We start from the raw sequence: 13,578 nt of genomic DNA, 5'->3' as shown, positions 1-13,578 counted from the left end.
ACGGGACGCGGTGCGTGCCCTGGCCGCGGACCCCGCACTGCGGGCCGCCTTCGGTGCCGCCGGGCGGGCCACGGTGGAGGGCCGCACCTGGGCGGCCGTCGGGGACCGGCTGATCGGGCACTACACGAACGTGCTCGCCGCGCGCAGGACGGTGGTGGCGGCATGAACCCGGGCAGCCAGAACATCCGGGCGCTGCGGATCGTCCGGCTGGCGAACTTCGTCGCGCCCGCCTCCGGCGGTCTGCGCACCGCCCTGCGCGAACTCGGCAAGGGCTACAAGGCGGCCGGGCACGATCCCGTCCTCGTGGTCCCCGGCGAGCGGGCGAGCGACCGCGAGACCGAGCAGGGGAGGGTGATCACCCTCCCCGGGCCGCTGCTGCCCGGCACCGGCGGCTACCGCGTGCTCGCCGACAAGCGGCGGGTGGCCCGGTTGCTGGAGGAGCTCGCGCCGGACCGGCTGGAGGTCTCCGACCGCACGACCCTGAGGTGGACCGGCAAGTGGGCGCGGCGCGCCCGGGTCCCGGCCGTGATGGTCTCCCACGAGACCGCCGACGGCGTGCTGCGCACCTGGGGCCTGCCCGAGGGCGCCGCCCGCCGGACCGCCGACGCCCTCAACGTCCGTACGGCCCACACGTACGCGCGCGTGGTGTGCACCACCGAGTTCGCCGAGCGGGAGTTCGTGCGGATCGGGGCACGCAACGTCGTCCGGGCCCCGCTGGGCGTCGACCTGGTGCAGCGGCACCCCGCGCTGCGCGACCCGGAGCTGCGGGCACGGCACGCGCGCGTGGACGAGACACTGCTGGTGATGTGCTCGCGGCTGTCCGTCGAGAAGCGGCCCGGCACGGCGCTCGACGCCCTGGAGGCGCTGCGGCGGCGCGGGCGGCGCGCGGTGCTGGTGGTGGCCGGGGACGGCCCGCTGCGCGCCCGGCTCGAACAGCGGGCGCACGAGAGCGGCCTGCCGGTCACCTTCCTGGGCCACGTCCGCGACCGGGGTCTGCTCGGCGCGCTCCAGGCGTCCGCCGACCTGGGCCTGGCACCGGGGCCGGCCGAGACCTTCGGGCTCGCCGCGCTGGAGGCCATGGCGTGCGGCACGCCCGTCGTCGCGAGCGCGTCGTCCGCGCTGCCGGAGGTGATCGGCTCCGCCGGGGCCGTCGCGGCCGACCACGGGGAGGCCTTCGCGGACGCCGTGGACGTGCTGCTGGAACGCCCGGAGGCGGGACCGGCGCGACGCCGCACGCGCGCGTGCGGCGTGCTTCGGGTGGAACGCGGCGGTCGACGCGTTCCTCAACAACCCAAGACGCGGCCGTCCCCGTCCGCCCGTACGTGCCCGGGGGCGTGGCATGAGACCCCCACGGTTCGAGGGGGCTGCTCGGTTCGAGGCGCCTACGCGGTGCGAGGGGGCTGCGCGGCCCGCGGGGCCTCTGCGGTTCGTGGCCCTCGGTGACTCGCTGACCGAGGGTGTGGGCGACCCGGTCGGGGACGGGTGGCGCGGCTGGGCCGCGCTCCTCGCCGACGGGCTCGCCGAGGGGCCTGCCCTGTCTGCCGACCGGCCTGCCGCGCCCGCCGAGGGGCGTGTCGTGCGTTCCGAGGGGGAACCCGTCCGGTTCACCAACCTCGCGGTGAGCGGGGCGCAGACCCGGGACGTGCTGGAGCGGCAGCTGCCCGCCGGGCTGGCGCTGCGGCCCGACCTCGTGTCCGTCGTCGTCGGTGTCAACGACACCCTGCGCTGCACCTTCGACATCCAGGCCGTGGCCGCCCGGCTCGACCAGGTGTACACGGCGTTCACCGAGCAGGGCGCGGTCCTGCTCACCGCATGTCTGCCCGACCCGGGCACGATGCTCGGCCTGCCGGGGGCCCTGGCCCATCCGCTGGCGCGGCGGCAGCGGGCCGTGAACACGGTGGTCCACGCGCTGTCCGACCGGCACGGAGCCCTGCACCTGCACGCGTGCGAGGGCGACTGGATCACCGACCGTGCCATGTGGAGCGCGGACCGGCTGCACCCCGGGGAGCGCGGCCACCGGCAACTGGCCCTGCGCTTCCACGAGCTGCTCACCGAGCACGGACTCGCGACGGGTCCCGCGCCCTCGCCCGAGCCGGAGTTCCCCGGCCCGGCGAAGTCGGCGAGCCTGTGGTGGCTGGCCACCGCCGGCACCGGCTGGGTGGCGCGCCGGTGCACCGACCTGCTGCCCCAGCTCCTGACCCTCGCCGCCGACGAGCTCCGGCACCGGGCCCGGGGCACCAGTGCCCGGCTCGATCTCCGGGCGTCCGCCGCGGTGTCGGCCGCGCTCGCGGCCCTGTCTGTGGCGGAGCAGCCGGACGCGGCCTGACCGGCTCAACGGGTACACAGCGGCTAGACCGGCCCGGCCGGTTCAGCGGCGGCGCACCGCCACGAAGCGGACCGGTGTGCCGGGAACCGCCTGGGCGGCGGCCGGAAGGTCGGCGGCGTGCACCACCGCGATCACCGGGTAGCCCCCGGTGGTCGGGTGGTCGGCCAGGAACACCAGCGGCCTGCCGTCGGGCGGGACCTGTACCGCGCCCAGCACCATGCCCTCGCTGTGAAGTTCCCCCTGCCGGGTCCGCTCCAGGGCGGGGCCCTCCGTGCGCAGCCCGATGCGGTTGCTCGCGGGGGAGACCCGGTAGGGGCGCGAGACGAAGGTTCCTACGGCTCCCGGCGTGAACCAGTCGTCGCGCGGGCCGAGCGTCACCCGCAGGACCAGCTCGGCCGGTGGCGCCGGCTGCGGGGCGACGTCCACGCGCACGCGCACGCCTGTCGGCCGGCCCAGGGGCAGCACCGTGCCGTCCGTGAGCGGGGCGGGACCGAGCCCCGACAGCAGGTCCGTCGAACGGCTGCCGAGTACCGGCTCGACAGCGATGCCGCCGCAGACGCCCACGTAGGAGCGCACCCCCGAGACGGCGGGCCCGACGTCCAGCAGCGCACCGGCCGGCAGCCGCAGCGGCGCGCCCCAGGGGACGGCCCGGCCGTCCACCGTGACCCGGCAGGGCGCGCCTGTCACGGCCACCACGACCGTGGAACGGGGGCGCACGGCGCAGCCGTTGAGGGTCGTCTCCAGTACCGCGGCCTCGGGCGGATTGCCGGCGAGCCGGTTGGCGAGGTCCGCCGCGGGCCGGTCCAGCGCCCCGGAGCGGGGCACACCGAGGTGGGCGTGCCCGGGGCGGCCGAGGTCCTGAACGGTGGTCAGGGCCCCGGCGCGCACGACGGCGAGGGCGTGGTCCGTCATGAGTGCCTCACCGGCCAGGACCGGGACGAACCGCACGCACATGCCCGGCGAGAGCAGCGCGGCGGGCACGCGCGCGTGGTCCCACAGGAGTGCGTCCGTCGTGCCGATCAGCTGCCAGCCGCCGGGTGACGAGCGTGGGTATACGCCGGTGTACGGGCCCGCGAGCGCCACCGAGCCGGCCGGGACGGCCGTGCGCGGGGTGGCCCGTCGCGGGACGTCGTAGCGCGACGGCAGACCGGTGAGGTAGCCGAAGCCGGGCGCGAAGCCGCAGAAGGCCACCCGGAACTCCGTCTCGGCGTGGATACGGGCGACCTCCCCCGTCGGCACGCCCCAGTGCGCGGCGACGTCGGCCAGGTCCGGCCCGTCGTAGCGCACCGGGATCTCGACCACCTCACGCGCGCGTGGGGGAGCGGGCGGCAGTTCCGCCGCGGTCAGTTCGGCGGCCAGCCGGGCGGGGGCGTCGAGGCCGTCGAGGAGGACCGTGCGGGCCGCGGGGACGATCTCGCGGGCAGCCAGCGAGCCCTCCGCGCGGCGCCGCAGCAGCTCGGCGTGCAGCGCCTGGGCCTCGTCGTCCGAGGAGACCTCGACGAGCAGGGCGTCCACGCCGACGGGCAGGACCTTCATGCGAAGGCCTCCACCCGGACCCCCGACGACTCCAGACGCTCCCGCACCCGGCGCGCCAGTTCCACCGCGCCGGGTGTGTCGCCGTGCAGACACAGGGATCGCGCGCGTACGTCGATCCGCGTCCCCGAGTGGGAGACGACCTCGCCGGAGCGGGCGAGGCTCAGGGACCGCTCGACGACCGTGTCCGGGTCGGTGACCACGGCGCCCTCCCGAGCCCGCGGCACGAGCGTGCCCGTGTCGGTGTACGCCCGGTCGGCGAACGCCTCGGTGACGACCGGCAGTCCGGCCTTGCCGGCCAGCTCCAGCAGACGCGAGCCGGGGAGGCCCAGCACGGGCAGCGTGGCATCCGCGAGGAGCACGCCGTCGACGACCGCGGCGGCCTGCTCCTCGTCGCGCACGACCCGGTTGTAGAGCGCGCCGTGCGGTTTGACGTAGGCCACGCCGGAGCCCGCCGCGCGGGCGAACACCTCCAGGGCACCGATCTGGTAGGCCACTTCGGCCGCCAGCTCGGCGGGAGGCACGTCCATCGCGCGCCGCCCGAACCCGGCCAGGTCCCGGTAGGACACCTGGGCGCCGATCCGGACGCCGCGCTCGGCCGCCAGCTCGCACACCCGGCGCATGGTGGCGGCGTCCCCGGCGTGGAAACCGCACGCCACGTTGGCGCTGGTGACCACCGACAACAGCCGTTCGTCGTCGGTGAGCCGCCAGCGGCCGAAGCCCTCGCCGAGGTCGGCGTTCAGGTCGATCGAGGTCATCCTTGTCGGTCTCCTGTCAGGCCACGCGGTACTGCTCGTCGCGGGCGTCGGTGAGGAACATCTGCCCCGGGGCGTGCGTGAGGGCGAACGGCGGGCGGGAGGCCATCACGGCCGCCTGCGGAGTGACTCCGCACGCCCAGAACACCGGGATGTCGTCGGGCTCGGCGTCCACCGGGTCGCCGAAATCGGGCCGGCCGAGGTCGTCGATGCCGAGCCCGGAGGGCTCGCCGCAGTGCACGGGGCTGCCGTGCACCGCCGGCAGCAGGCTGCTCTCCCGGATCGCCGCCGCCAGGTGCCGGGGTGGCACCGGCCGCATGGACACCACCAGCGGCCCGTGCAGCCGCCCCGCCGGACGGCACTGCCGGCTCGTCACGTACATCGGGACGTTCCGGCCCTGCTCGACGTGCCGGATCGGCACGCCCGCCTCGCTCAGCGCCCACTCGAACGTGAAGCTGCACCCGATCAGGAACGACACCAGGTCGTCCCGCCAGTGGGCGCGCACATCCGTCGGCTCGTCCACCAGCTCGCCGTCCCGCCACACCCGGTAGCGCGGCAGGTCGGTGCGCAGGTCCGCGCCCTCGGCGAGCACGGTGGTCCATGATCCGGCGTCCGTCACGTCGAGGACCGGGCACGGCTTGGGGTTGCGCTGGCAGAACAGCAGCATGTCGTAGGCCCAGTCGGCGGGCACCGAGATCAGGTTGACCTGGGTGTGGCCGGCCGCGACTCCGGCGGTGGGGCCCGTCAGCCCCTCCCGGAAGCGGGCGCGCGCCGCTTCCGGGCGCCACGCGTGCGCGTGCTCGTCGACCAGGACCACAGGACGGTCCTCGGTGCCGGTGCCGGTGCCGGTGCCGGTGCTCACGGGGTTCACACGAGCTCCTTCCCGCGCGTCTCCGGAAGCCCGAGCAGCGCCAGCGCCGCCAGGCCGTAGCCGATCGCGCCGAAGACGAGCGCGCCGCCCACGCCCCAGCTGTCGGCCAGGAAGCCGACCGCCGTCGGGAACACGGCACCCACCGCGCGCCCGGTGTTGTACGTGAAGCCCTGCCCCGTGCCGCGCACCGCCGTCGGGTACAGCTCGCTCAGGTAGGAGCCGAAGCCGCTGAAGATCGCCGACATGCAGAACCCGAGCGGGAATCCGAGCACCAGGAGCAGGGTGTTGGCGCCGCTCGGGATGTTCGCGTACGCCAGGATGCAGATCGCCGAGAGCAGGGCGAAGAGCCAGATGTTGCGCCGCCGGCCCAGCTTGTCCGTGAGGTAGCCGCCGGTCAGGTAGCCGAGGAAGGCACCCGATATCAGGAACGTCAGATAGCCGCCGGTGCCCACGACCGACAGGTCGCGCTCGGACTTCAGGTACGTCGGCACCCAGGTGGCCAGCGTGTAGTAGCCGCCCTGGACACCGGTCGAGAGCAGACCCGCGAAGACGGTGACGCGCAGCAGACCGGGCTTGAAGATCGCGGTGAAGGAGCCCTTCTCCGCGCTCTGTTCACGAGCTGCGGCGGCCTCGGGCGCGTCGTGCACACTGCGCCGCAGCCAGATGACGAGCAGCGCGGGCAGCGCCCCGGTCCAGAACATGATGCGCCAGGCCAGGTCGTCGCCGGCCACCGAGAAGACCAGCGTGTAGGCGATCACGGCGAGGCCCCAGCCCACGGCCCAGGAGCTCTGGATCGCGCCGAGCGTGCGCCCCCGGTTCCTGGCGCTCGCGTACTCGGCGACCAGGATCGCGCCGACCGCCCACTCGCCGCCGAAACCGAGCCCCTGGAGGGCGCGGAAGACCAGCAGCGTCTCGTAGTTGGGCGCGAAACCGCAGGCGACGGTGAAGACCGCGTAGGTGATCACCGTGATCATCAGTGCCTTCACCCGGCCGATGCGGTCCGCGATGACGCCCGCGAGGGCACCGCCGATCGCGGAGACCACCAGGGTGACCGTCGTGAAGAGGCCGGTCTGGCCGCTGCTCAGGCCGAAGTAGGCGGACAGCGCGACCATGCTCAGCGGCAGCGTGAAGTAGTCGTACGAGTCGAGGGCATAGCCGCCGAAGGCACCGGCGAACGCGCGGCGGCCGCGCGGGCCGAGGGCGCGCAGCCAGCCGAACGCCCCGTCATCGGCGGTGTGTTCGTCCGCCGCGGAGCGTGAGTCGTCGGTCAGGGCCTGTGGTGGAGGGGTCGTGCTCATGGGCACCTCGCAGAGGGGGGACGGAGAGTGCTTCGGGACGAGCCGTGCTGAGCACCGTAGAGGATTGTTCAACGATCCCTCAATACCTATGTTGGTTGTTCTTCTGATCTGCGATTGAATTCCGGCATGGCAGAGCAGCTGAAGGACCTCGCCGACGACCGGGCTCTCCTCGGGCGCACGAGTACCGCCGAGCGGGTCTCGGACATCCTCAGAAGCCGGATCGCCGAGGGCTACTTCCCGCCCGGGACCAGGCTGTCGGAGGACAGCATCGGTGGCGCGCTCGGCGTCTCCCGCAACACGCTGCGCGAGGCGTTCCGCCTGCTCACACACGAACGCCTGCTCGTCCACGAGCTGAACCGGGGCGTCTTCGTCCGGGTCCTGACCGTGGAGGACGTCGAGGACATCTACCGCACCCGCCGGCTCGTCGAGTGCGCCGTCGTCCGCGGCCTCGGGCAGCCGCCGTACGGTCTCGACGGGCTCGCCGGTGCCGTCGCGGAGGGGCGGCGGGCGGCCCGGGAAGGTGACTGGAAGGGTGTGGGTACGGCCAACATCCACTTCCACCGGGAACTGGTCGCCCTCGCCGCGAGTGAGCGCACCGACGAGTTGATGCGCAGCGTCTTCGCCGAACTGCGTCTCGCGTTCCACGTGGTGGACGAGCCGCAGCGGCTGCACGAACCGTACATCGCGCGAAATGTCGCGATTCTTGAGGCTCTTCAGGCCGGGGAGCGCGGCAAGGCCGAGCGTCTGCTCGCAGGCTATCTGGACGACTCGCTGGAGCGGGTCGTGGAGGTGTACCGACGGCGGGTGGGCGAGGACGGTTGACGGGACCGCCGCGGGGGCGCACCCGCGTCGTTTGGGTGGTTGTCAGACCCAGGACCTAGTCTGTGCACCGTGACTTCGCCTGCATCGACGGACAGCGTTCCGCCCCAGCTCAGCGCGGGGCCGCGCCCCGCGCCGGGGCCGGCCGCCGACGAGGGCCTGGCGCGGCGCCTGCGCGCGCTCGCCTGCACCGCGCCGCTGCACGACCTCGACGTGCGCAAGGCGAACCTGGCCGGCGAGTACTCGGTGTACGGCATGGCGGAGGTCGCCCTCGCGGCCATCGACCTGGTCACCCTGAACATGGACTTCGACACGGGCGCGGACCACGACCAGATCGTCGCCCGCCTCACCCCGCGCATCGCCGCCCAGGCACCGCAGCGGCCCCCCGCCGAGCACGAGCGGGTGGCCCGCTGGGTCCTGGAGAACCTCATCAACGTCGGCAGTGTCGACCGGGGCTTCCGCGCGGTGTACGGCACCTTCGGGGCGGACGGCACCTATGTGCGCCGCGACTACGACTTCAAGCTGATCGAGGAGGTCCCCGGCCCCGGCGGCACGGTCTACCTCCGTACGACGGACGAAGCGGTCAACGTTCTCGTCGGCGCCCTCGACACGGACGTCACCAGCGCGCAGATCGCCGCCGAGGTCAAGCTGGAGGTGCTGATCAGCCGCGGCCGGCTCGCCGACGCCCAGCTCGCGGCCGAACAGGCCCGCTACCGCACCGTGCAGTACTCGGAGACCCTGCGCCGGGCCCTGGACGCCACCCGGCGCAATGTGCGCGCGGTGGACTGGCTCAGCACCGTTCCCGACATGATCGCCGAGGCGCTGGAGCACGTCGCCGACCGCTACCGCCACGAGAACGCGATCCTCACGAACATCCGCAAGGCCCGCGACGAGTCCGAGGACCCGGAGCACAAGCGCCGCGCCGCCGAGCTCGTCGACATCGTCAAGGACTGCATCCGCCGGCACACCCAGCTGCAGTCCCGGCTGCTCGAGGCCGGGCCGCTGTTCCGCGCCGAGCAGGACCGGCAGGCCTTCGCCACGCCGACGGCCACCTCGGGGATCGACCTGTACGGCCATCTCGTCGCCCCCGTCCTGCCCCTGCCGCTCGAGCAGGCCGTCCGCGTCACGGACGCCTTCTTCGGGCGCGGCACCGGGCTGCGCACACCGGTGTCCGTCCGGGTCGGCGATCTCGTCGACATACTGCTCACGCCCCCCGTGGAGCGGGAGCACCTGGGTGCGGAGATGCCCGAGCCGGACCTCATCGCCACGCCCGACGACAGCCGGTTCAGCGAGGAGCAGCTGGCCGCGGCGCGGGAGCTTCTCGACCTGCCGGCGGACGCCCCGCGGCGGTTGTCGGGCCTGCTCTCGGAGGCCCGCCGCCAGGATCCCGAACTGCCCTATCTGGTGGCGCTGCTGGCGGTGCACGCGGCCAGTCCGCTTTTTCGGTTTGGCCTATCGCCAGGGCGAGCAGAAGCTGCTGTTCGCCGTGGACGACGGGACCGAGCTCGACGATCCGGAGTTCGGCGGGGCCGACCTCATCGTCGGGACGGCGCTGCTGGACGCGGCGGGGATGGCGGCGGACAGGACGGAGGCCGCGTGATGCTTCCGCCGGTGGGCGGCCGCGACGCCGTCGTGGCCGGTCGCGCTGTTCCCCGCGCCTGCGAGGGCGTTGCCCGCAATCCCGTCTACAAGGTCAAGGAGTTCAAGTCGTGAGCGAGCACGTCGAGTGGGGCGACGCGGAGAGCGCGGCCCCGGCGGCCACCGCCGCCGTCACTCCCGCCGACGCCGCCGACGCGGCGCGGCTCGTCTCCTTCGGCCTGCAGCCCAAGCTGCAGCCCGCCCGCGACCAGGAGTACGCGGACCTGCTGCGGCGCTACCGCGAGGACCCGCCGTTCGCCCGGCTCGCCGACGCCGTGGCCACCGGTCTGGGGCTGATCGTGCTGGAGGTGTCCCCGCGCGCGGGGATGGCCGTGACCGCCGCGGAGGACTCCGTGTTCGCCGTCCGCATGGGCGACTACGCGCGTCGCACGTCCGCCGACGGCGGCGACCGGTTCCTGCACGGGCTCGCCCATCTCGCCGTCGCCGCCATGGCGTTCCCGCGCCCCGAGGACCTCGCCGACGACGGCTACATCGGCCGCGTCACGGTCAACGGCGTCGACGCCTTCGTCCGCCAGGCGTGCCGCCGCCTGGAGGAGCGCGCCGAGGAACAGGGCGAGAACACCGACCCGGCGACCGGTGCGCCCGGCCTGGAGGCCGCCTGGCGGATCTGGGTGCGGCGCAGCTCGACGGGAGCCACCAAGGACGCGCGCCGGCTCGCCGGTTCGACCACCGGCATCGTGGCCAAGGCCGTGGCCTTCCTCACCGACTCCGGATTCCTCCAGCGCACCGGCGACGACAACGGCGGCACGTACCGCACGACAGCCCGCTACCAGCTCCAGGTACGGGACATGGCCGGCAGCGCCGCCATGGCCGAGCTGCTGGAGCTGGGCGTCGTCCCGGTCACCGACGGAACACCGACGCTGCTGCCCGCCGAGGAGAGCGACGACCTGGATCTGGTCGCCGACGCCGGGCTCCCGTTCCACTCCTCCTGAACCATCCCTTCGTCTGAGAAGCCTCACGAGAGTCCGCCATGTACGAGCTGTCCCGGGTCCGCCTCTACTCCATCGGGCCGGCCGGTGCGCGCTACGCCGACACCGTGCTTGATATGCGCGGGGTGGGCGAGCCCGTGCCCGACCCCGCCCCCATGCAGGCGGAGTTCTTCGAGGAGGAGCCCGTCGGCCCGCCGCGCCGGCCCGCGCCCGCCGGCGTGCTCTTCCTGGAGAACGGTGGCGGCAAGTCGGTGCTGCTCAAGCTGATCTTCTCCGTGATGCTGCCGGGACACCGGAACACGCTCGGCGGCGCGAGTTCCGGCGTGCTGCGCAAGTTCCTGCTCGCCGACGACTGCGGCCACGTGGCGCTGGAGTGGCAGCACGTGCAGACCGGCGAGTGCGTCGTCGTCGGCAAGGTGAGCGAGTGGCGCGGACGGCAGGTCTCCAACGACCCGCGGAAGTTCGCCGAGGCCTGGTACTCCTTCCGGCCCGGACCCGGACTGAGCCTCGACAATCTCCCCGTGGCCGAGGCCACCGCCGTACGGGCCCCGGTCGAGGGGCAATCGGGCGCGCGCGGGCGGCGCCGCACCATGAAGGGCTTCCGCGACGCCCTCACGGAGGCGGGCAAGACGTACCCGCACCTGGAGGTGCACTGGGAGGAGATCCACGACCGCTGGATCGAGCACCTCGGCGACCTGGGCCTCGACCCCGAACTCTTCCGCTACCAGCGGGAGATGAACGCCGACGAAGGCGAGGCCGCCGGTCTCTTCGCGGTCAAGAAGGATGCCGACTTCACCGACCTGCTGCTGCGCGCCGTCACCGACACGCGGGACACCGACGGGCTCGCCGACCTGGTCAGCGGCTTCGGCAACAAGCTGGGCCGGCGCGCCGAGCTGATCGCCGAACGCGACTTCACCGCCGGGTCCGTGGACCTGCTGGGACGGATCGTCGAGTCCGCCGAGGCCCGCACCCGCGCGCGGGACATCCACACCGGAGCCGAGCGCCGTACCCGGACCCTGGCACGCAGGCTGTCCGCGCGCGGCGTGCGGGAGCGGGCCCGGGCCGCCGACCTCGCCCAGCGGGTCACCGCCGCCGCCTACGCCGTCACGCACGCCGAGGCGGCACGCGAACGCAGCGCCCTGATCTCCGCCGAACTCGCCTACCGGCACGCCTCGCTGGCGCTCGCCGCGGCCGAGAAGTCCGCCGCCGCGCAGAAGCGCGAACTCGCCGACGCCCGCACGCTGTACTCGGCCTGGCAGGCCGCCGAGGCCGTACTGCGCCACCGCGCCGCCGCCGACCGCGTCGCCCGTGTCTCCGCCGCGATCCAGGAGGCGGAACGGGACGCGGCCCCCGCGCTGGCCGCCCGCTCCAAGGCCGCCGCCGACCTCGTCCGTGCCCTGCACGCGGCCGCGGAGAACGCCGAGAACCACGCCAACGAGGAGGAGGAGCGCTCCGCGGCCCTCCAGGAGGTCAGCGACGCGGCCTACAGCGACTCCACCGCCGCCGCAACCCAGGCGCAGCGCGCCCGCAGTGAGGTCGGGCACCTGAAGCAGCGCCTCGCCGAGGTCGAGCAGGAGACCGCCGAGGCGGTACGGGCCGGCTGGCTCGACGACAGCGCGCCGGACGCCGACCCGGCCCGCGCGGCCCTCGCCGCCAGCGACGCCGAGAAGACCGCCGTCGCGGCCTGGGACTCGGCCCGCGAGGAGTCCCGCCGGGCCACCGAGCACGCACGCGAGGCCGCCGTCACCGAGACCCGCGCCGAACTGACCGCGGCCCGTGCGGCGGACGCGGCGACGGCGGCCGAGCGGTCGTACCAGGCCGAGCGCCGCACCGCCGAGACTCTGGCGGGGGAGGAGCGGCTGGCGGAGCTGCTCAGCCTGACCCCCGGTACCCGCCCGGGCATCCCGCAGCCCCGCCACGGCACGGACCACGAGCCGGCCGCCCCGCCCGCGCCCGGCGAGCAGGGGCTCAGCCCCGAGGAGCTCGACCGCTTCGCCGACGACCTGCGCGAACTCCTCGACGACGCCATCGGCTCCGCCGAACGGCAGCTGTTCGACCTGCGTACGGCCGCCGCCGACGACTCCCGGATCCTCGGCGCGCTCGGTGACGGCGGGCTGCTGCCGCCCGGCCCGGACGTGCTGGCCACCGTCGAGTTCCTCGGTGAGCACGGCATCCCCGCACTGCCCGGCTGGCGTTACCTCGCACAGGCCGTCGACCCGGCCGACCACGCCCGCGTGCTGGCCGCCCGGCCCGAACTCGTCGACGGCGTGATCATCACCGACCCGGACTCCCACGCACGCGCCCGGGAGGCGCTGGGCGACGCGGCGCTGCTGCCGCGTTCCGCCGTGGCGGTCGGCACGGCAGCCGCCCTGCTCGCCCCGACCCCCGCCCCGGACAGCGACAGCGGCGACGTGTTCCTCGTGCCGCCGAACCCGGCCATGCACGACGAGCACGCCGCCGACGAGGAGCGCCAGGCCCTGCGCGCCCGGGCGACCGAGCGGGACGAGGAGATCCGCGCGCTCGCCGCACGGCTCGGCAAGGACCGCGAGCTGGCCGCCCGGCTCGCCTCCTGGCGCACCGGGTGCCCGGCCGGCCGGCTCGCCGAACTGGGCCAGGCGGCCCACGACACCCGCGTGTTCGCCGAGGAGTCGGAGGCCGAGCTGACCGAGGCGCGCACCGCGCGGGCGGGAGGCCGACGAGGTCGCCGGCGAGGCCGCCCGGGTCCGGGACGAGCGGCAGGAGGCCGCCCAGAAGGCCCGCCGTTCCGCGGACGCCCTCGCCGGGCTCGCCTTCCGGCTGCGCGAGCGGGCCGGCTGGCAGGTCAGACTGCGCGAGCTGGCCGACGAGGCCGCCGAGTCCGAGGCCGCCGCCCAGGCGTGCCTGGAGCGCGCCCGCGCCGCCGACGAGGACCGACGAGCCGCCCAGCGCGCCGCCGACGACACTCGCCGCACCGCCCGCGCGCTGCGCGCCGAGCGGTCCGAGATCGCGGGCGCCCCCGACGACGTGCCCGAGGACGACGCCCAGACCCCGAAGGCATCCCTGCCCGCCCTGCGCGAGGCCTACCGGGCCGCGTCCCAGGTGTACGAGAAGGTCGGTGTGGGCGCGGACCTGCGGGCCGAGCAGGCCCGTGCGGAGAGCGACGAGAGCGCGGCCCGCGCGGAACTGGACCGGCTGAGCAACAAGGTCCGCACACGCGCCGAGCAGCTCCTCGAATCCCCCGACGGCTCGGACGGACCCAGCCGCCAGGCCGCCGCCGCCCGCGCCGAGGAGCTGGTGCAGCTCCTGGAGACCCGGATGTCGAGCGCGAGCGAGCAGCTCGGGCGACTGCGCGGTGAGACCGAACGGCACGCGCCCGAGGACGGTGACGCGCACACCGAGCTCCCGGAGG

7 protein-coding genes and 5 pseudogenes are annotated in these 13,578 nt (G+C 74.6%); 7 read left to right on the top strand and 5 right to left on the bottom strand.

Annotated features, from left to right (window positions below; translation table 11 throughout):
* The 3 genes and pseudogenes from SSQG_RS42525 to SSQG_RS06280 all read left to right on the top strand — a co-directional run.
* Positions 1-166: pseudogene (locus SSQG_RS42525) on the top strand (glycosyltransferase family 1 protein); the annotation flags it as partial.
* Positions 163-1,343, top strand: a pseudogene (locus SSQG_RS06285) (glycosyltransferase). The pseudogenes SSQG_RS42525 and SSQG_RS06285, both read left to right, overlap by 4 nt.
* A gap of 86 nt (positions 1,344-1,429) precedes the next feature.
* Positions 1,430-2,326, top strand: a complete 897-nt coding sequence (locus SSQG_RS06280; protein ID WP_208865621.1) for an SGNH/GDSL hydrolase family protein — start codon at positions 1,430-1,432, stop codon at positions 2,324-2,326.
* A 42-nt stretch (positions 2,327-2,368) separates the two neighbouring features.
* On the opposite strand, the gene SSQG_RS42110 is transcribed toward SSQG_RS06280, so the two are convergent.
* The 5 genes and pseudogenes from SSQG_RS42110 to SSQG_RS06260 form a co-directional block, all read right to left on the bottom strand.
* Positions 2,369-3,238 carry a biotin-dependent carboxyltransferase family protein gene (locus tag SSQG_RS42110; protein WP_039934826.1) on the bottom strand — a complete coding sequence of 290 codons (870 nt, stop codon included), beginning with the start codon at positions 3,236-3,238 and terminating at the stop codon, positions 2,369-2,371.
* A 111-nt stretch (positions 3,239-3,349) separates the two neighbouring features.
* Positions 3,350-3,862 (bottom strand): annotated as a pseudogene (locus tag SSQG_RS42105) (5-oxoprolinase subunit B family protein); the annotation flags it as partial.
* Positions 3,859-4,617 carry a LamB/YcsF family protein gene (locus tag SSQG_RS06270; protein WP_003988881.1) on the bottom strand — a complete coding sequence of 253 codons (759 nt, stop codon included), beginning with the start codon at positions 4,615-4,617 and terminating at the stop codon, positions 3,859-3,861. The gene SSQG_RS06270 and the pseudogene SSQG_RS42105, both read right to left, overlap by 4 nt.
* A 16-nt stretch (positions 4,618-4,633) precedes the next feature.
* Complete coding sequence (locus tag SSQG_RS06265) at positions 4,634-5,485, bottom strand: putative hydro-lyase (RefSeq protein WP_003988880.1); 852 nt, start codon at positions 5,483-5,485, stop codon at positions 4,634-4,636.
* Entirely contained in the window at positions 5,482-6,783 is a 1,302-nt protein-coding gene (locus tag SSQG_RS06260) for an MFS transporter (RefSeq protein WP_003988879.1), read from the bottom strand. The genes SSQG_RS06265 and SSQG_RS06260 overlap by 4 nt, the downstream gene beginning before the upstream one ends.
* 126 nt (positions 6,784-6,909) lie before the next feature.
* Between SSQG_RS06260 and SSQG_RS06255 the strand changes: the two genes are divergently transcribed.
* The 4 genes and pseudogenes from SSQG_RS06255 to SSQG_RS06240 all read left to right on the top strand — a co-directional run.
* Positions 6,910-7,605 carry a GntR family transcriptional regulator gene (locus SSQG_RS06255; protein WP_003988878.1) on the top strand — a complete coding sequence of 232 codons (696 nt, stop codon included), beginning with the start codon at positions 6,910-6,912 and terminating at the stop codon, positions 7,603-7,605.
* A gap of 69 nt (positions 7,606-7,674) precedes the next feature.
* Positions 7,675-9,202, top strand: a pseudogene (locus tag SSQG_RS06250) (hypothetical protein).
* A 109-nt stretch (positions 9,203-9,311) separates the two neighbouring features.
* Complete coding sequence (locus tag SSQG_RS06245; protein ID WP_003988876.1) at positions 9,312-10,193, top strand: hypothetical protein; 882 nt, start codon at positions 9,312-9,314, stop codon at positions 10,191-10,193.
* Between the two features lie 38 nt (positions 10,194-10,231).
* Positions 10,232-13,578 (top strand): annotated as a pseudogene (locus SSQG_RS06240) (hypothetical protein); the annotation flags it as partial.

It is taken from the genome of Streptomyces viridochromogenes DSM 40736, assembly GCF_000158955.1.
Lineage (GTDB): Bacteria > Actinomycetota > Actinomycetes > Streptomycetales > Streptomycetaceae > Streptomyces > Streptomyces venetus.
The sequence above is the reverse complement of the archived record's forward strand: the minus strand, read 5'-3'. Positions and strand labels throughout refer to the sequence as shown.

Excerpts from the sequence above, each read along its gene's own strand:
- SSQG_RS42110 (WP_039934826.1), bottom strand. The coding sequence starts at position 3,238 with ATGACGGACCACGCCCTCGCCGTCGTGCGCGCCGGGGCCCTGACCACC.
- SSQG_RS06270 (WP_003988881.1), bottom strand. The coding sequence starts at position 4,617 with ATGACCTCGATCGACCTGAACGCCGACCTCGGCGAGGGCTTCGGCCGC.
- SSQG_RS06260 (WP_003988879.1), bottom strand. The coding sequence starts at position 6,783 with ATGAGCACGACCCCTCCACCACAGGCCCTGACCGACGACTCACGCTCC.
- SSQG_RS06255 (WP_003988878.1), top strand. The coding sequence starts at position 6,910 with ATGGCAGAGCAGCTGAAGGACCTCGCCGACGACCGGGCTCTCCTCGGG.